At 69.7% G+C, this 18,399-nt stretch carries 17 protein-coding genes; 6 read left to right on the forward strand and 11 right to left on the reverse strand.

Annotation, left to right across the window (positions count from 1 at the left end; all coding sequences use genetic code 11):
- Nucleotides 1–30: 30 nt before the first annotated feature.
- Complete coding sequence (locus KAK06_RS17410) at nt 31–891, reverse strand: SirB1 family protein (RefSeq protein WP_210803415.1); 861 nt, start codon at nt 889–891, stop codon at nt 31–33.
- A 5-nt stretch (nt 892–896) separates the two neighbouring features.
- On the reverse strand, nt 897–2,453 hold the full coding sequence (gene murJ, locus KAK06_RS17415; protein ID WP_210803416.1) for a murein biosynthesis integral membrane protein MurJ: 1,557 nt from the start codon (nt 2,451–2,453) through the stop codon (nt 897–899).
- Between the two features lie 142 nt (nt 2,454–2,595).
- On the opposite strand from murJ, the gene rpsT reads away from it, so the two are divergent.
- A complete protein-coding gene (rpsT, locus tag KAK06_RS17420; RefSeq protein WP_210803417.1) occupies nt 2,596–2,892 on the forward strand; it encodes a 30S ribosomal protein S20 in 297 nt (98 codons plus the stop codon).
- Nucleotides 2,893–2,997: 105 nt separating this feature from the next.
- Here the strand turns inward: rpsT and KAK06_RS17425 are convergent, their stop codons facing one another.
- Entirely contained in the window at nt 2,998–3,321 is a 324-nt protein-coding gene (locus KAK06_RS17425) for a DUF3579 domain-containing protein (protein ID WP_210803418.1), read from the reverse strand.
- A gap of 285 nt (nt 3,322–3,606) precedes the next feature.
- Here KAK06_RS17425 and KAK06_RS17430 point away from each other — a divergent pair, with 285 nt between their 5' ends.
- The 5 genes from KAK06_RS17430 to KAK06_RS17450 all read left to right on the forward strand — a co-directional run bounded on the left by KAK06_RS17430 (nt 3,607) and on the right by KAK06_RS17450 (nt 8,572).
- Nucleotides 3,607–4,785, forward strand: a complete 1,179-nt coding sequence (locus KAK06_RS17430) for an aspartate aminotransferase family protein (protein WP_375140900.1) — start codon at nt 3,607–3,609, stop codon at nt 4,783–4,785.
- Entirely contained in the window at nt 4,782–5,744 is a 963-nt protein-coding gene (gene argF, locus KAK06_RS17435) for an ornithine carbamoyltransferase (RefSeq protein ID WP_210803420.1), read from the forward strand. The genes KAK06_RS17430 and argF overlap by 4 nt, the downstream gene beginning before the upstream one ends.
- Nucleotides 5,745–5,988: 244 nt before the next feature.
- Nucleotides 5,989–6,732, forward strand: coding sequence for a metallophosphoesterase family protein (locus KAK06_RS17440; RefSeq protein ID WP_210803421.1), 744 nt, complete (start codon nt 5,989–5,991; stop codon nt 6,730–6,732).
- Entirely contained in the window at nt 6,722–8,233 is a 1,512-nt protein-coding gene (locus KAK06_RS17445; protein ID WP_210803422.1) for a bifunctional serine/threonine-protein kinase/universal stress protein, read from the forward strand. Before KAK06_RS17440 ends, KAK06_RS17445 begins: the two co-directional genes overlap by 11 nt.
- 3 nt (nt 8,234–8,236) lie before the next feature.
- Entirely contained in the window at nt 8,237–8,572 is a 336-nt protein-coding gene (locus tag KAK06_RS17450) for a YkgJ family cysteine cluster protein (protein ID WP_210803423.1), read from the forward strand.
- Here the strand turns inward: KAK06_RS17450 and KAK06_RS17455 are convergent.
- The 8 genes from KAK06_RS17455 to KAK06_RS17490 all read right to left on the reverse strand — a co-directional run bounded on the left by KAK06_RS17455 (nt 8,569) and on the right by KAK06_RS17490 (nt 18,396).
- On the reverse strand, nt 8,569–9,357 hold the full coding sequence (locus KAK06_RS17455; RefSeq protein ID WP_210803424.1) for an SDR family oxidoreductase: 789 nt from the start codon (nt 9,355–9,357) through the stop codon (nt 8,569–8,571). The two genes, KAK06_RS17450 and KAK06_RS17455, sit on opposite strands and share 4 nt — an antisense overlap.
- A gap of 11 nt (nt 9,358–9,368) precedes the next feature.
- The gene (locus tag KAK06_RS17460) at nt 9,369–10,289 is read right to left on the reverse strand and encodes a DMT family transporter (RefSeq protein WP_210803425.1); all 921 of its coding nucleotides are present in this window, start codon (nt 10,287–10,289) and stop codon (nt 9,369–9,371) included.
- Nucleotides 10,290–11,861 (reverse strand): gamma-glutamyltransferase family protein, encoded by a 1,572-nt coding sequence (locus tag KAK06_RS17465; RefSeq protein ID WP_210803456.1) that lies wholly within the window; start codon nt 11,859–11,861, stop codon nt 10,290–10,292.
- Nucleotides 11,862–11,923: 62 nt separating this feature from the next.
- The gene (locus KAK06_RS17470) at nt 11,924–12,610 is read right to left on the reverse strand and encodes a hypothetical protein (protein ID WP_210803426.1); all 687 of its coding nucleotides are present in this window, start codon (nt 12,608–12,610) and stop codon (nt 11,924–11,926) included.
- 16 nt (nt 12,611–12,626) lie between these two features.
- The gene (locus tag KAK06_RS17475) at nt 12,627–14,228 is read right to left on the reverse strand and encodes an MFS transporter (RefSeq protein ID WP_210803427.1); all 1,602 of its coding nucleotides are present in this window, start codon (nt 14,226–14,228) and stop codon (nt 12,627–12,629) included.
- A gap of 293 nt (nt 14,229–14,521) precedes the next feature.
- The gene (locus KAK06_RS17480) at nt 14,522–16,033 is read right to left on the reverse strand and encodes a tripartite tricarboxylate transporter permease (RefSeq protein WP_210803428.1); all 1,512 of its coding nucleotides are present in this window, start codon (nt 16,031–16,033) and stop codon (nt 14,522–14,524) included.
- Nucleotides 16,034–16,044: 11 nt separating this feature from the next.
- Nucleotides 16,045–16,500 (reverse strand): tripartite tricarboxylate transporter TctB family protein, encoded by a 456-nt coding sequence (locus tag KAK06_RS17485; RefSeq protein WP_210803429.1) that lies wholly within the window; start codon nt 16,498–16,500, stop codon nt 16,045–16,047.
- 99 nt (nt 16,501–16,599) lie between these two features.
- The gene (locus KAK06_RS17490) at nt 16,600–18,396 is read right to left on the reverse strand and encodes a GspE/PulE family protein (RefSeq protein WP_210803430.1); all 1,797 of its coding nucleotides are present in this window, start codon (nt 18,394–18,396) and stop codon (nt 16,600–16,602) included.
- Nucleotides 18,397–18,399 lie beyond the last annotated feature (3 nt).

Below are 18,399 nucleotides of genomic sequence, written 5' to 3' on the forward strand. Positions count from 1 at the left end.
ACACGATTGTACGGCGCGCGCCCATGTCGATCAGGGCCGGGGCCGCCCGCGCAGCTCGGCCATGCGCTGGCGCAGCAGCTCGGCCTGCGGGCCCTCGGGGCGCTGGTCCAGACAGGTCTGCAGGTCGACCAGGGCCTCCCCTGGGCTGCCCAGTTCGGCCAGCAGCAGGCCGCGGTCGCGGCGCTCGTCCCAGTCGCCCGGCAGCAGGCGCACCAGACGCTGCTGCACCGCCAGCTGGCGCGCCAGGTCGCCCTGGCGCTCATGCACCGCCTTGAGGTTGCGCAGCATGCGCGCCAGCACCTCGCGCGGCTCGGCGGTCTGCAGAAACAGCCCCAGCGGCAGCTCGTCGTCGCCGGGCAGCCCCAGCTGCTGACGCCAGGGCGCCAGACGCTGCGCCAAGCGATCGCGCGACAGCGACTCGCCGGTGAAAGGGTCAACCACCACCTCGCCGGCCGGCAGCCGCAGCTTGACCAGGAAATGGCCCGGGAACGAGATGCCGCGCGCGGTCAGGCCGATCTGCTGGGCGATCTCGATGTACAGCAGCGCCAGCGAGATCGGGATGCCCCGCCTCGTCTGCAGCACCCGGTGCAGGTAGCTGTTGTCGGCATGGTGGTAGTCGTTGACATTGCCGGCAAAGCCCAGCTCACGGAAGAAGAAACGGTTGAGCATGCGCAGCCGGTGGGCTGGCGGCGCATCGGCGGGCAGGCGCTGGCGCAGGCGGTCGGCAAGCTGGTCGATCTCGTCGAGCACGGCCTGCACATCCAGCGTCGGGTGATCGTCCTGGGCCAGCAGGATCGCGGCTTCAAGCAGCGCGATCTCGCTGCCCTCAGCCACCAGCGACGAGAAGTAGTCCAGCGGATGGGCCGGCGCGAAGCGCGGCGTCTGGGCCATTCCGCTCAGCCCCGGCGCGCGAACTGGCGCAGGTTCAGGCCCAGCGCCCACAGCACACCAAAGTACAGCAGCGCGGCCACCGCCAGTGCCCCGAACAGCAGGCCGGCGCGCAGCAGCCACTGGGCCTGCAAGGCGACCCAATCCAGCCGCCAGGCCACCCAGCCCAGCCAGCCGGCCAGCACCGCCGAAGCCACCACCACCCGCGCAATGAAGCCGCCCCAACCGGGCTCGGGCATGTAGATGCCGCGCTCGCGCAGACCGCGCAGCAGCCAGCCGGCATTGACCATGGCCCCCAGGCTCGTCGCCAGCGCCAAGCCGGCATGGCCCAGCCAGGGCACGAAGGCGGCGTTCATGACCTGGGTGGCCAGCAGCACCACGATGGCGATGCGCACCGGCGTGCGGATGTCCTGCTGGGCGTAGAAGCCCGGCGCCAGCACCTTGACGCCGATCAGGCCGATCAGGCCCACGCCGTAGCCCTGCACCGCCAGCGTGCTCATGCGCAGCGCCCGCTCGTCGAAGGCGCCGTGGTGGAACAGCACCGCCATCAGCGGCAGGCCGAACACCAGCATCGCCAGCGCACAGGGCCAGGCCAGCATCAGCGCAAGCCGCAGGCCCCAGTCGAGGTGGCCCGAGTAGCCCTGCGCGTCGCCGCGCGCCTTCAGCGCCGACAGGCCCGGTGTGAGCACCACGCCCAGCGCCACACCCAGCAGCGCCGTGGGGAACTCCATCAACCGGTCGGCGTAGGTCAGCCAGGACACCGCACCCGCACCCAGGTGCGAGGCGATCTGGCTGTTGATCAGCAGCGAGATCTGCGCCACCGACACACCCAGCAGCGCCGGCGCCATCTGCGACAGCACGCGGCGCACGCCCGGGTGGTGCCAGGCGCTGCGCAGCCGCGCCGGCGTCAGGCCGATGCGCGGCAGGCAGCCAATGCGCGCCAGCGCCGGCACCTGCACCGCCAGCTGCAGCACGCCACCCAGCACCACGCCCACCGACAGCGCATGGATCGGCCGGATGCCGTGGCGCTCCAGCAGTGGCGTCAGGCCCCAGGCACAAGCGATCACCGACAGGTTCAGCAGCACCGGCGTGGCCGCCGGCACGACGAAGCGCTTCCAGGTGTTCAGGATGCCGGCCGCCAGCGCCACCATCGACATGAAGCCGATGTAGGGGAACATCCAGCGCGTCATCAGGACCGCCAGATCCAGCTCTTCGAGGCCGGCGCCGAACAGCCAGACAATCAGCGGCGCGCCGGCCACACCGATCACGCAGGTCGCCAGCAGCGCCCAGGCCAGCATGGTGGCGACGGCGTCGATCAGGCGGCGCGTGGCCTCGTCGCCGTCGGTCTCGCGGCTGGCGGCCAGGATGGGCACGAAGGCGGCCGAGAACGCGCCCTCGGCAAACAGCCGACGCAGCAGATTGGGGATGCGAAACGCGATGTTGAACGCGTCGGTCATGGCGCTGGCGCCGAAGGCGTGCGCCACCAGTTGCTCGCGCACCAGGCCGGTGACGCGCGACAACAGGGTCCAGAGAGAGACGGTGGTGGCCGCCTTGAGCAGGTTCATGCGGTGGGCCGCCCGGGGTGCGGGCCGCCATGCCAGGGCAAAGCCGCGGGATTATAGGGACGGCTCCCGGCTTTGGCTTGCCATGCTGACTCCGAAAATGCTATACTCGACAGTCTTTACCACCTGGACCCAATTCCAAGCAATGGCCACTTCCTCCAAAGCCAAGAAGAAGACCGTTCGTCTCGCGTCGGGCCGCAAGCGCGCCCGCCAGGACGTCAACCTGAACGCCGCCAACACCTCGCTGCGTTCGAAGTTCCGCACCTCGATCAAGAACGTGCTCAAGGCCGTCGCCGCTGGTGACAAGGGCCAGGCCACCGACCTGTTCAAGACTGCCCAGAGCGTGATCGACTCGATCGCCGACAAGGGCATCTTCCACAAGAACAAGGCTGCTCGCCACAAGAGCCGCCTGTCCGCCAAGATCAAGGCGCTCGCTGCCTGACAGCACTCTCCAGGTGGAAGACAAAAGGCCCCGCACTGCGGGGCCTTTTTCATGTCCGCGCCACGGCGGGCCACGCCACAGGATGTGGCGTTGTCGGCGCAAGCCTCATGCGGACGGGGGATCGGGCAGCAGGCAGGCCTCGGACACCTGCAGGTGGTTGTCCTTGGCAAAGTTCATCACGAAGTCCCAGGCCATGGGCTCAAGGTCGCGCAGCTTCTCGTTGACGATCACGCACTTCACGCCGTTGATCACCCGCGGCACACAGTAGGGCGAGTAGCCAATGAAGGCGCCAATGCCGCCCGCGCCGCCCCCGGGGCGGAAGCAGGACATCGCGCCGGCCAGGCGCTCGGCCCAGTCGCTGGGGCGGAAGGTACGGCCCTCCAGCGTGATGCCTTGGATGAAGAACTCGCGGGGCTTGGTGACGGACATGGGCGCAGGATGTGGCGGCAGCGGCGAGCGTACGGGAACAAGCTGGCACGGCGCTGTCGCGAGGTGCCGTTTGTTTTCAGGATGCGGAAGAGAAGCACGTATTGTGCCCCGATCGTGTTGCAACGCAGCATGCATGGCGACTCCTGTGCGGTCTTTCGACCTTGTCGCCCGTTTCAGGTGCGGGCTTTAGAATCCCATCAGGCCGGTGCGTGAAATGAGGCGCTGCCGGCCTTTCTATTTGTGCCCCCACATATCGACTGGAGTCCCCCGGAAATGACCGCCTCGATGCCCCACGTGATGAACACCTATGGCCGGCTGCCGATCGCGCTGTCGCACGGCCGAGGCTGCCGCGTCTGGGACACCGAGGGCCGACGCTACCTGGACGGCCTGGGCGGCATCGCCGTCAACACCCTGGGCCATGCCCATCCCAAGCTGCTGGCCGAGCTGACCGACCAGATGGGCAAGCTCATCCACTGCAGCAACTACTACGAGAACCCGCTGCAGGAGGCGCTGGGCGCCAAGCTGGCCGAGCTCTCGGGCCTGTCGGCCGCTTTCTTCTGCTCCACCGGCCTGGAAGCCAATGAGGCCGCGCTGAAGATCGCCCGCAAGTTCGGTCATGACCAGGGCATCGAGCGCCCGGAGGTGATCGTCTTCGAGAAGGCCTTCCATGGCCGCTCGATCGCCACCCTCAGCGCCACCGGCAACCCCAAGGTGCAGGAAGGCTTCGGGCCGCTGGTCGAGGGTTTCATCCGCGTGCCCTTCAACGACATCGCCGCGCTGCGCGCCCACAGCGCCAACCGCAACATCACCGCGGTCTTCCTGGAGACGATCCAGGGCGAGGGCGGCATCAACCCGGCGCGCTGGGACTACCTGCGCGAGGTGCGCGCGCTGTGCGATGCCAATGGCTGGCTGCTGATGCTCGACGAGGTGCAGTGCGGCATCGGTCGCACCGGCAAGTGGTTTGCCCACCAGTGGGCGGGCATCGTCCCCGATGTGATGCCGCTGGCCAAGGGCCTGGGCTCGGGCGTGCCGATCGGCGCAGTGGTGGTGGGCCCGAAGGCACTGAACGTCTTCGGCCCCGGCAACCACGGCACCACCTTCGGCGGCAACCCGCTGTCGATGCGCGCCGGCATCGCCACGCTGAAGATCATGGAAGAAGACGGCGTGATGGCCAACGCCGCCGCCGTGGGCGCCCACCTGAAGGCCGCGCTGCAGCGCGAGCTGTCCGGGCTGCCCGGTGTGAAGGAGGTGCGCGGTGAAGGTCTGATGCTGGGCATCGAGCTGACGCGCCCCTGCGGTGTGATCCTCACCCGTGCCATGGAAGCCGGCCTGCTGCTGTCGGTCACCGCCGACACCGTGGTGCGCCTGGTGCCGCCGCTGATCCTCACGCAGGACGAGGCCGACGAGATCGTCAGCCTGCTGGTGCCGGTGATCAAGACCTTCCTGGCCGAGCAGAGCGCATGAAACCCGGAGACACGCTGATGAAGCACTACCTGCAGTTCAAGGATTTCCGGGCCGAGGAATACGCCTACCTGTTCGAGCGCGCCCGCATCATCAAGAGCCGCTTCAAGAATTACGAGAAATACCAGCCGCTGGCCGACCGCACACTGGCGATGATCTTCGAGAAGGCCAGCACCCGCACCCGCGTCAGCTTCGAGGCCGGCATGTACCAGATGGGCGGCTCGGTGGTGCACCTGACCACCGGCGACAGCCAGCTGGGCCGCGCCGAGCCGGTGGAGGACAGTGCACGGGTGATCAGCCGCATGGTCGACATCGTGATGATCCGCACCTTCGGCCAGGACAAGCTCAACACCTTTGCCGCGCACAGCCGGGTGCCGGTGATCAACGGCCTGACCAACGAGTTCCACCCCTGCCAGATCCTGGCCGACCTGTTCACCTACCTGGAGCACCGCGCCCCGGTGGGCGCGCGCGGCTACGACCTGGGCTGCCTGCAGGGCAAGGTGGTGGCCTGGGTGGGTGACGGCAACAACATGGCCAACACCTGGCTGCAGGCCGCCGAGATCCTGGGCTTCACGGTGCATGTCAGCACGCCCGGCGGCTACGAGGTGGATCCGGCCGTGGCCGGCATCAGCGACCGCGCCTGCTACAAGGTCTTCGACAACCCGCTCGAAGCCTGCCGCGGCGCCCACCTGGTGACCACCGACGTCTGGACCAGCATGGGCTACGAGGCGGAGAACGAGGCCCGCATCAAGGCCTTTGCCGACTGGTGCGTCGATGCCGAGATGATGGCCGTGGCCCAGCCCGACGCGCTGTTCATGCACTGCCTGCCGGCGCACCGCGGCGAGGAGGTCACCGCCGAGGTGATCGACGGGCCGCAGTCGGTGGTCTGGGACGAAGCGGAGAACAGGATGCACGTGCAGAAGGCACTCATGGAGTACCTTCTGCTCGGCCGGATCGGCTGAAGGCCGGGCCGGCGGCCCGCCAGGGCCGGCAGCCTGTTTCGGCGCAGGGTCATGTCCGCGCAGCGGACGTGAGCCGTAGCCAAAATCGCATGCATGTCCAGAAGGCGCTGATGGAGTACCTCTTGCTGGGCCGAATTGGCTAGGCCTGTCGCCCACCCTTGACCTGAGACAAGCTGCCGATCAGCGTCCTGTCAGGCGCCCGGCGCAAGCTGCTTGACAGGAGACAACAAGGGGTCACAAGACCATGAAACTCGCCCTGATCACCGACCTGCACGCCAACCGAGAGGCGGTGCAGGCGGTGCTGGACCATGCCAAGGCCGCGGGCGCGCAGCGCTACGCCTTTCTCGGTGACTATGTCGGCTACGGTGCCGACCCCGGCTGGGTGATCGACACCGTGCGCGAGTACGTGGCCGCCGGGGCGATCGCCGTCAATGGCAACCACGATGCCGGCTGCGTGCAGGACATCTCGCCCAACATGCGGCCCGAGGCACGCCAGGTGGTGGAGTGGACGCGGGCGCAACTGAACCCCGAGCAGCTGGCCTTCCTGGCCGAGCGGCCGATGTCGCACACCGAGGGCGACATGCTCTTCGTGCACGCCAACGCCTTTGCGCCGGCCGAGTGGGAGTACATCCAGGGCCGGATCGAGGCGGTGCGCAGCCTGCACGCCACGACCTGCCACTACACCTTCTGCGGCCACATGCACGAGCCCAAGCTGTTCCACCTGTCGGGCACCGGCAAGGCGGGCGATTTTGTGCCCACGCCCGGCGTGCCGATTCCAGTGCCGCCGCACCGCCAATGGCTGATCGTGCCCGGCTCGGCCGGCCAGCCGCGTGATGGCAACCCGGCCGCCTGCTACGCGATGTTCGATCTGCGCGAGCAGACCCTGAGCTTCCAGCGCGTGCCCTACGACCACGAACTGGCGGCCGCCAAGATCCGCGCCGCCGGCCTGCCCGAGCGACTCGCCGACCGCCTGGCCCATGGACAGTAGCAGCAGCTTTGCCGGCGGCAAGGGGCCGGCGCCGGATGCCGGCCAGCGGGTGCTGCAGGTGGGCGAGGTGATCGACGGCTTCCGCCTCGAAGAGCGTCTGCACCAGGGCGGCATGGCCACGCTGTGGCGCGTGCAGCGCGTCGACGACCAGGGCCGGCCGCTGGCCGACACCCCGCCGATGCCGCTGATCATGAAGGTGCCACGCATCAAGGGCGGCGAGGACCCGGCCACGATCGTCGGCTTCGAGGTCGAGCGCATGATCATGCCGATGCTCTCGGGCCCGCACGTGCCAAGGTTCGTCGCCAAGGGCGACTTCACGCGCCAGCCCCACATCGTCATGGAGCACATCCCGGGCGAGACCCTGCGTCCGCGCCTGGACCAGGCGCCGCTGGCGCTGGACGAGGTGGTCGAGATCGGCTCGCGCGTGGCGCAGGCGCTGCACGAGCTGCACCGGCAGAACGTGGTGCACCTGGACATCAAGCCCAGCAACATCCTGTTCCGCCCGGACGGCACCGCGGTGCTGGTCGACTTCGGCCTGTCGCGCCACGACCACCTGCCCGACCTGCTGGACGAGGAGTTCACGCTGCCGATGGGCACCGGGCCCTACATGTCGCCCGAGCAGGTGCAGTTCGTGCGCAATGACCCGCGCAGCGACATCTTCGCGCTGGGCGTGATGCTCTACCACTTCACCACCGGCGAGCGGCCCTTCGGCGCGCCAACGTCCGTGGGTGGGCTGCGCAAGCGCCTCTACATCGACCCGGTGCCGCCGCGCGCGCTGCGCAGCGACTGCCCGCCCTGGCTGCAAGAGCTGATCCTGAAGTGCCTGGAGGTCAAGCCCGAGCAGCGCTACCAGAGCGCCGCGCAGCTCTCACTCGACCTGCAAAATCCCACGCAGATCGCGCTGACGCGGCGCGCCGAGCGCCTGCAGCAGTCCAGCGCCTTCAAGCGCATGAAGCGCTGGTTCTTCGCGCTGGGCAGCGAGCCCGACAACCGCGCCGTCAGCGCGGCCGAGCTGGTCAAGAAGAGCCCGATCATCATGGCCGCGGTCGACATCGACTCGGCCTCCAGCCAGTTGCTGGAGCAACTGCGCGAGACCGTGCGCCGCATCGTGCTGACCGAGCCCGGCGCGCGCCTGGCCTGCGTCAGCGTCATGAAGACGGCGCGCATCGGCATGGACGAGCTGGTCGATGCGCAGGGCCACAGCGTGCACGTCAAGCAGCTGGTCAACCTCAAGCACTGGGCGCGGCCGATCAGCAAGTCGCTGAACCTGGACGACGGTCGGCTGACCTTTCATGTGCTCGAGGCGCCGGACCCGGCCGCTGCCATCATCGACTTCGCCAAGCGCAACCACGTCGATCACATCGTCATGGGCGCGCGCGGCCAGTCGGCACTGCGGCGCTACCTGGGCAGCGTGTCCTCGCAGGTGGTGGCCGAGTCGGACTGCACCGTCACCGTGGTGCGCGCCGAGACCCCGGCCGACGACGACTACGTGCCCTTCTGAGACGTGGCCGAGGCCGACAACCCCTGCGTCCGCTGCGGCGCCTGCTGCGCCGCCTTCCGGGTGGACTTCTCGGTGGAGGAGCTGGACAGCCGCTTTGGCCGTGTGCCCGACGGCCTGACGGTCGAGCTCACCGACAGCACCTGCCGCATGCGCGGCACCGACCACGCCCAGCCGCGCTGCGCGGCCCTGGTGGGCACAGTGGGCGTGAAAGCCCACTGCGGCATCTACGAGTGGCGCCCCTCGCCCTGCCGGGAGTTCGGCCTGCTGGCACCGCTGGGCCGTGGCGACGAGGCCTGCAGCCGCGCCCGGGCGCGGCATGGCCTGCCTCCCCTTGACTAGAAGCTGCCCGGGTAGGCGCCGCCGTCGATCAGCAGGTTCTGGCCGGTGAGAAAACCGGCCTGCGCGCTGCAGACAAAGGCGCACAGCGCCCCGAACTCCTCGGGCGTGCCAAAGCGCCGCGCCGGGGCGCCCTGCTTGCGCTGCGCCATCACCACCTCCAGCGGCTGCCCCGTCTTGGCCGCCGCACCTTGCAGCGTGGTGCGCAGGCGGTCGGTGTCGAAGGCGCCGGGCAGCAGGTTGTTGATCGTGACGTTGCGGCTGGCCAGACGCGGCTGGCGCGACAGGCCGGCGACGAAGCCGGTCAAGCCGCTGCGCGCGCCGTTGGACAGACCCAGGATGTCGATCGGCGCCTTCACCGCACCCGAGGTGATGTTGACGATGCGCCCGAAGCCGCGCCCGGCCATGCCATCCACCACCGCCTTGATCAGCTCGATCGGCGTGAGCATGTTGGCGTCCAGCGCGGCGATCCAGGCGGCGCGGTCCCAGTCGCGGAAATCGCCCGGCGGCGGTCCGCCGGCGTTGTTGACCAGGATGTCGATCTGCGGGCAGGCGGCCAGCGCGGCGGCGCGGCCCTCCGGCGTGGTGATGTCGCCGGCCACCGTGCGCACCTCGATCGCCGGATGGGCGGCGCGCAGCTCGGCCGCGGTGGCTTCCAGCGCCTGGGTGCCACGCGCGGTGATCACCAGACGCACACCCTCAGCCGCCAGGGCCTGCGCGCAACCCTTGCCCAGGCCCTTGCTGGCCGCACACACCAGGGCCCAGCGGCCCGCAAGTCCCATGTCCATGTCGGTTTCTCCTATCGCCAACGGGCGAGCAACCACACCCCGCTCATCACCAGCACCGTGCCGGCCAGCAGCCAGGGCGTGAAGGGCTCGTCCAGCAGCAGCACGCCCATCGCGATCGTCGACAGCGGGCCGATCATGCCCACCTGGGCGGTCATGGCCGAGCCGATGCGCTCGATCGCCATCATCACCATCAGCACCGGCGCAAAGGTGCAGGCCACCGCGTTCAGCGCCGACAAGGCCATCACCGGCGCGGGCACCGCTGCGGCGCTCCAGGGCTTGAACAGCGCGAAGTGCAGCAGACACAGCACGCAGGCGGCGCTGCTGGCCAGACCGGTCAGGCGCATCGAGCCCAGGCGTCCCACCACCTCGCCGCTGGCCACCAGGTAGACCGAGTAGCTGACCGCGCTGCCGAAGACCAGCGCCGCACCCAGCGCCACCGCGCCACCCTGCAGCGTCAGCTCATGGCCGAAGACCACCAGTGCGCCCGAGTAGCTGATGGCGGCCGCCAGCCACTGGCGCGTGCTGACATGCCGCTTGAACCACAGCACCGAGATCACCATCACGATCGTCGGGCCCAGGTACAGGATCAGCCGCTCCAGGCTGGCGCTGATGTACTGCAGACCGGCGAAGTCCAGCATGCTGGCGGCGTAGTAGCCCGAGAAGCCCAGGCCCCACACCGCCACCCAATCACGCCGTGTCAGCGCAGCGCGGCCCCGGCTGGCCCACCAGGCCAGCGCCAGGAACATCGGCAGCGCCAACGCCATGCGCCAGGCCACCACGGTCACCGCATCCACGCCATGGCGGTACATCAGCTTGGCCAGGATGGCCTTGCCCGAGAAGGCCACCGCGCCCGCCGCCGCCAGCACAATGCCCGGCCACAGCTGCTCGCCGCGGGCCGAGGCAAAGGCCGAAATGCGTGCGCTGCCGCTCATTCAGAAGCCCACCGCGGCGCCGTCGCGTCGCGGGTCGCTGGCCGCCACGTAGCCGTCCACCGCCGCATCGCCCAGGCGCCAGATGAACTGGCCGGCGCCGAAGTCCTGGTAGCTGTCGCTGATCGGCTCGACCTGGTGGCCGCGCTCGGCCAGGCCGGCCACGGTAGCCACCGGCCAGTGCGCCTCGGTGTTGATGGACAGGCCCTGGTTGAAGCGCCAGCGCGGCGCATCACAGGCGGCCTGCGGTTGCTGGCGGTGCGCCAGCATGCGCACCAGGGTCTGCACATGGCCCTGCGGCTGCATGTTGGCGCCCATCACGCCGAAGGCCATGCGTGGCGCGCCATCGGCATCGGTGAGGAAGCCGGGGATGATGGTGTGGAAGGGCCGGTGGCCCGGCGCCACCTGGTTGGGATGGCCATCGACCAGGCTGAAGCCATGGCCGCGGTTCTGCAAGCTGATGCCCCAGTCCGGCAGGCACACGCCCGAGCCGAAGCCCATGTAGTTGCTCTGGATCCAGCTGACCATCCTGCCCTGCTCGTCGGCCGCGCAGAGGTAGATCGTGCCGCCACGGCGGTGCACGTCGCCCGGCGTGCCGGCCTGGAAGACCTGCGCACGGCGCGGGTCGATCAGGCGCGCGCGCGCAGCCAGGTAGTCCTCGTCCAGCAGGTCCTGCACACCCACCGTCATGGCCGAGGGCTCGGCGACGAAGCGGTAGACATCGGCAAAGGCCAGCTTGATCGCCTCGATCTGCAGGTGCGCGGCCTCGGGGCCGTCGGGGTCCAGCGCGCCCAGGTCAAAGCGGCGCAGGATGCCCAGCGCGATCAGCGCGGTGATGCCCTGGCCGTTGGGCGGGATCTCGTGCAGGCGGTGGCCCAGCGCGTCGACCGCGATCGGCTCGACCCACTGCGCCGCCATGCCGGCCAGGTCGGCGGTACTCATCGAGCCGCCCTGCGCCGCCGAGGCGGCAGCCAGCGCGGCAGCCACCTCGCCGCGGTAGAAGGCCTCGCCACCACTGCGGGCGATCGCGCGCAGCGTTCGCGCAGCGCCCGGCATCGCAAAGCGCTCGCCCACGTCCGGCGCGCGTCCGCGGGGCAGGAACAGGTCGGCAAAGCCCGGCTGGCGCACCAACGACTCGACCTGCGCCGCCGCCGCCCATTTCTGCTGCACCACCACCGGCACCGCATAGCCGCGCTCGGCGATGTCGATGGCCGGAGCCATCAGCCGCTCAAACGGCAACCGGCCCAGCCGCTGATGCAGCGCCATCCAGCCGGCCACCATGCCGGGCACGGTCACCGCGTCCCAGCCACGGGCTGGGGGCGCCACCGCCTCGCCGTGGCGCTGCCGGAAATAGGCCGGCGTCCAGGCGGCCGGTGCGCGCCCCGAGGCATTCAGGCCCTGCAGGCGCTGGCCGTCCCAGACGATGCCGAAGGCGTCCGAGCCCAGGCCGTTGCTGCAGGGTTCGACCAGGGTCATGACCGCGGCCGCAGCCACCACGGCATCCGCGGCACTGCCGCCCTCGGCCAGCATGCGCAAGCCGGCCTGCGCGGCCAGCGGGTGCGAGGTGGCCACCATGTTGCGTGCGAACACCGGCAGGCGCGCGCTGGGGTAGTGGCAGTGGTAGTTGAAGGAATGGTTCACAGCGGCTCCAGGGTCAGTCGGCCATCGACCAGGATCAGCTCGGACGCGGCCTCGTAGCCCGAGTCGAAACCCACCCACACCCAGGCCGATCCATCGGCCGCGGCCACCAGCGGGGTGGGCTGCACGCCGGACAGGGGCTTGAGTTCGGGCGGCACGGCCACGCAGTCGCGGCCGCTGCTGCTGAGATTGCCCAGCACGATGGATTCGCTGCCACCCTGGGTCTGATCGCCCTTGTCCAGGTTGAAGCGCCACTCGGCGCCCTCGCGCACACGCGCCGGCGCACGACCGGCCGCGCCGGCCTTGACGGTGACGCCCTCGCCGGGCGCGCCGCCCACGCCGATGCAGCCACCGGGCACCGTGGCCACCATGCGCAGCGCCCAGCGCACTCGGTAGCGCGCCCCAGGCTGCAGGCCGTCGATGCGGCGGGCGGTGAAGACGAACAGGTCATCGCTGTGGTTGTGGCCGGCCAGGCGCAGGCCCTGACCGGTCAGCGGCGCAGACAGGCTCACCACGGACTGCGACAGTTCGGAGGGCGCGGTGTCGTCGCTGTAGTCGGCCGAGCCCAGCTGCCACTGCGTGGCCTCGGCCGCGAAGCCGATGGCCAGCCCGTCGTCGCCACCCCCGCAGGAGGCCAGGGCGGCACCAACCGCCATCAGTGCGAGGGGTCGAAGCGTGCCATGCATGCGCGGCATCATAGGGTCAGGGCTCGGCCTGGGCATCGATGTAGCGGCGCACGCGGGGCGGCTCTTCGCCCAGATGGAAGGCCAGGCGCTGCTCGCGCAGGCCGATGTCGCCGGCGGTGAAGCGTTCGTGGCGACGCAGGTGCTCGACCCAGCTCTCGTCCACAAAGTACTCGATGTAACGGCCCGGCGCAGAGGTATCCTGGAACAGGCCCCAGGACAGCGCGCCCTGGCGCAGCCGGGCTTGGCGGGTCTGCTGCATCACGGCCTTGAACGCAGCCTCGCGGGTGGGGTCGATCTGGTATTCCACGGTCACCATCACCGGCCCGGCCTCGGAATCGATCGGCGCCGCGGGTTCCGGCAGGCCGCCAGTGGGCTGGGCCGGGCTTGGGTCGGGCGCGCTGTCGCTGATCAGGGGCCAGCGGCGCAGCAGCAGTTGCACCGCCACGCCCGCCGCCACCGAGGCCACCAGCGCATGCCGCACGCTGCTGTGCCCGGCCACCTGGCCCCACAGCGCCGCGCCGGCCGCCGTGCCACCCATCAGGCACATCTGGTAGATCGACATGCCGCGCGCCCGCACCCAGCCGGGCAGCACCATCTGCGCCGACACGGTCAGGGTGTTGGCCGCCGAGATCCAGGCCATGCCGGCCAGCACCATCGCCACCGCCGCCACCGCGGGGTGCGGGGCGAAGGCGATCAGCAGCGTCAGTGCGGAGTGCACCAGCGGCCCCACGGTGACGAAGAAGCCGGGCCGGAAACGTTGGCGCCAGCGCGGGAAGAACATCACAGCGGTCACCGCGCCGGCGCCCTGGCAGGCCAGCAGCAGCGTGAACAGGTGGGCGCCTTGCTGCGGCCCCGCCAGGCCGCGCGCGATCAACGGCAACAGCGCGGTGAGCGCCGCGGTCTGCAGGAAGAACAGAAAGATACGCGCCAGCACCCGCCGCATCGGCGGCGACTGCCGCACATGCTGCAGGCCCACCCGCATCGCGCCCACGAAGCGCTCGCCCGGCAAGGCGCTGGTGCGCCGCTGCTGCGAGCGCCAGCGCAGGATGATCACGAAGGCCACCAGCGACAGCAGCGCGTTGAGCACGAACACCCAGCCCGGCCCTGCGCTGGCCAGCACCACCCCCGCCAGCACCGGCCCGACGATGCGCGAGAGGTTCATCGCCACGCCATTGAGCGCCAGCGCCTGCGACAGGTGCACCTTGGGCACGATGTCGGGCACGATGGCCGCGAACACGGGCCAGCGCAGCGCCAGCCCGATGCCATTGGCAAAGGTCAGCCCCAGCAGCAGCGGCGCAGTCATCGCCCCCGAGAGCGAGACCGCCGCCAGCACGCAGGCCACCACCGCCACCCACAGCTGGGTGCTGGCAAAGTACAGGCGCCTGTCCAGCAGATCGGCCAGCGCGCCGCTGGGCAGGCCCAGCATGAACACCGGCAGCGTGGATGCCGCGGCCACCAGCGCCACCATCGTGGTGCTGTCGGTCAGCGTGGTCATCAGCCAGGCCGCCGCCGCGTCGTTCGTCCACATGGTGATGTTGGCGGCCAACCAAGCCAGCCACAGCATGCGGAAAACGCGGCCCTGCAAGGGGGCCAGGGCGGAAGCGCTGGAGTCACTCATCGGCAGCCGGACAGTGTCGCCTGGAAACGAAAAGCCCCGCGCAAGGCGGGGCGAGTGTCATGGGAGCTCAGCGCCCTGTTCAACCGGCTCCGGGACGGCTTGCAAGCCGTCCCGGCTTCGCCAGGCACTCGGGTTGCCGCCCTGGTCCGCCGGCTCCGGGACGGCTTGCAAGCCGTCCCGGCTTCGCCAGGCACTCGGGTTGCCGCCCTGGTCCGCCGGCTCCGGGACGGCTTGCAAGCCGTCCCGGCTTCGCCAGGCACTCGGACGTCCGCAGGGACGTCCTCGGTCCGGGCTCAGTCCTCCTGGAACGCTTCCTCGCGCTTGCTCTGGATCGACGGCAGCATCACCACCACGATCAGCAGCGCTGCCGCGACCAGCAGGCCCGCCGACAGCGGCCGGGTCAGGAAGGTGGCCCAGTCGCCGCGCGACAGCAGCAGCGCGCGGCGCAGGTTCTCTTCCATCATCGGACCCAGGATGAAACCCAGCAGCAGCGGCGCGGGCTCGCAACCCAGCTTGTAGAACACGTAGCCGGCGATGCCGAACAGCGTGGCCATGTAGACGTCGAAGTTGTTGTTGTTCAGCGTGTACAGGCCGATGCAGCAAAAGCTCAGGATGGCCGGGAACAGCAGCTTGTAGGGCACGGTCAGCAGCTTGATCCAGATGCCGATCAGCGGCAGGTTCAGGATCACCAGCATCAGGTTGCCGATCCACATCGAGGCGATCAGGCCCCAGAACAGCTCGGGGTTGCTGCTCATCACCTGCGGGCCGGGCTGGATGCCCTTGATGGTCATCGCACCCACCATCAGCGCCATCACCGCGTTGGGCGGGATGCCCAGCGTCAGCATCGGGATGAAGCTGGTCTGCGCACCGGCGTTGTTGGCCGACTCGGGGCCCGCCACGCCGCGGATGTTGCCCTGGCCAAAGGGCACTTCGCCCGGACGCCCCTTGGTCTTCTTCTCGACCGTGTAGGCCGCGAACGAGGCCAGCAGCGCGCCGCCGCCCGGCAGCACGCCCAGGATCGATCCCAGCGAGGTGCCGCGCAGCACTGCCGGGAAGGCATCAGCGAAGTCCTGCTTGGTGGGCCACAGGCCGGAGACGTGCTTGGTGAACACCTCGCGGTGCTCGGCCGGACGGCCCAGGTTGGCGATGATCTCGCCAAAGCCGAACACGCCCATCGCGATCGTCACGAAGCCGATGCCATCGGTCAGCTCGGGGATATCGAAGCTGTAGCGCGGCGTGCCCGAGATGACGTCGGTGTTGATCTGGCCCAGCAGCAGGCCCAGCAGGATCATCGCGATGGCCTTGACCAGCGAGCCCGAAGCCAGCACCACCGCGCCGATCAGGCCCAGGGTCATCAGGCTGAAGTACTCGGCCGGGCCGAACTGGAACGCCAGCTCGGTCAGCGGCGGTGCGAAGGCGGCGATGATGATGGTGCCCACGCAGCCGGCGAAGAACGAGCCCAGGCCGGCCGCCGCCAGTGCGGCACCGGCGCGGCCCTTGCGGGCCATCTGGTAGCCGTCGATGGCGGTGACCACCGAGCTGGACTCGCCGGGCACGTTGATCAGGATGGCGGTGGTCGAGCCACCGTACTGCGCGCCGTAGTAGATGCCGGCCAGCATGATCAGCGCCGGCGTGGCGTCCAGCGCATAGATGCTGGGCAGCAGCATCGCGATCGTGGCCACCGGGCCCAGCCCGGGCAGCACGCCGATCAGGGTACCGAGCACCGCACCGCCAAAGGCGTAGAGCAGGTTGGTGACGGTGAAGGCCGTGGCAAAGCCCAGGCTGAGGTTGTTGAGCAGATCCATGGTGTGTGTCCTCAGGCGCCCGGCAGCAGCGGAATGGTCAGCGACAGGCCCTTGATGAAGACCACCCAGGACAGCGCGGTCAGCACCACGGCATTGATGAGGGAACCCTTCCAGGTGAACTCATCGGATGCCAGGCTGGACAGCACCACCAGCAGCGGCAGCGCGATCAGCATGCCGACGCGCGGCAGCAGCACGCCGAACAGGGCGACCGAGCCCAGGATGACGAACAGCGGCCGCCAGGCGAAGGCGCCCACGGGCTCGCCGTCATGGGTCTCGATGGTCAGGGCCTTGAACAGCACCATGCCACCCAGGATGGCCAGCAGAATGCCCAGACCGAACGGGAAGTAGCCGGGACCCGGGCGGGCCGAGCTGCCGAAGCTGTATTCGGTGGCACCCCAGGCGAAACCGACGCCAACGGCCACGAACATCAGCCCCGACCAGAAATCTTTCTGGCTCTTGATATGCATGGGGACACTCTCCTCGAAGATGGGTTTGCCAGCATTCTAGGAAGCGCCCTGCCGGGCCCACCTGCGGTCAACACGTAGCTCCGCCTGGGGAAAACCCGGTCAGACCTCCCAGCGCGGCGTGCTTCTCAGGACTTCTTCGAGCGTGGTCTCGCCGCGTCCCACCTTGTCCAGGCCCACCATGCGCAGTGGCCGCAGACCGGCCTGCACGGCGGCGCGGCGCAGCGCGGGCTCGTCGAGCTGCGGATGCATCGTGCTGCGCAAGGACTCGGACAGCTCCATCAGTTCATACAGCGCGGTGCGGCCACGGTAACCAGTCTGGCGACAGGCTGGACAACCCACCGGCCGCCAGGCCCGCGGCTCGGCCAGGGGCCGCCAGGGCGCGGCGTACTCGGTGGCCAGCTCGGCGCTGACCGTGGGATCCGGCTGCCGGCATTCGCGGCACAGCGAGCGGGTCAGGCGCTGGGCCAGCACGCCGATCACCGTGGCCGAGATCAGGTAGGGCGGCACGCCCAGGTCGACCAGCCGCGTGATCGCCGACGGTGCATCGTTGGTGTGCAGGGTGCTGAACACCAGGTGGCCGGTCAGCGCGGCCTGGATGGCCATCTCGGCGGTTTCCAGGTCGCGGATCTCGCCCACCATGATGATGTCCGGGTCCTGGCGCATCAGGGCGCGCAGGCCCTCGGCAAAGCCCAGCTCGACCACCGGCTGCACCTGGGTCTGGTTGAAGCTGGGCTCGATCATCTCGATCGGGTCCTCCACCGTGCAGACGTTGACCTCCTCGGTGGCCAGCTTCTTCAGCGTGGAGTACAGCGTGGTGGTCTTGCCCGAGCCGGTGGGACCGGTGACCAGCACGATGCCGTGCGGCCGCGCGATCAGCGCGTTCCAGCGCCGCGCCTCGTCGGCGCTGAAGCCCAGCGCATCAAAGGGCTTGTCCACTGTGCCGGGATCGAAGATGCGCATCACCACCTTCTCGCCGAAGGCGGTGGGCAGTGTGGACAGGCGCATCTCCACCTCGCCGCCACCGGCGCCGTCAGGCCGGCGCGTCTTGATGCGGCCGTCCTGCGGCCGGCGCCGCTCGATCACGTCCATGCGGCCCAGCAGCTTGATGCGCGCGGTCATCGCCGCCATCACCGCGGCCGGCACCTGGTGCACCGGGTGCAGCACCCCGTCAATGCGAAAGCGCACCACGCCGATGTCGCGCCGCGGCTCGAGGTGGATGTCGCTGGCCCGCTGCTCGAAGGCGTACTGCCACAGCCAGTCGACGAGCTGGATCACGCCCTGGTCGTTGGCGTCCAGGTTGTCACGCGCCTTCAGGTCGACCAGTTGCTCGAAGGTGTGGGTGCCGCCCACGCCCTCGCCGCTCTTGCGCGCCACGTGCACGTTCTGCGCCACTCGGTAGAACTCGCTCGTATAGCGCGACAGGTCTTCGGGCGTGCACACCACCAGCGTCAAACGGCGGCGGGTGTGGGCCTCGATTTCGCTCACCCAGCCGCGGTCAAAGGGCTCGCAGGTCGCCACGGTCACCTCAGCGGGACTCACGGCCACCGGCAAGGCACGACGGCTTTCGGCGTAAGCCTGCGACATCACCTCGGTCACCCGGCCAGCGTCCACCCGCAGCGGATCGATCTTCAGAAAGGGCAGGCCGGCGCGCCGTGCCAACCACTGCGCCAGCGCCTCGCTGTCCAGCGCGCGGCCGTCGCGCCGGTCGGCCAGGCCGGCACCGGCCAGGCGGGTCAGTGGATGCAGGCTGGAGTCGGTGGAGCCAAAGCGCCGCGCCAGGCGCTCGGCCTCGTCGTCGGGCAGCAGACCGTCGTCGCGCAACCAGCGCAGCAGGTGGCGCAGGTCCAGGCGCCCATGGAAGGCGGGCGAACGGGCGGTGCGGGGCGCGGTGCTCATGGC

Source organism: Ideonella aquatica (genome assembly GCF_018069755.1).
Classification (GTDB): domain Bacteria; phylum Pseudomonadota; class Gammaproteobacteria; order Burkholderiales; family Burkholderiaceae_C; genus Ideonella; species Ideonella aquatica.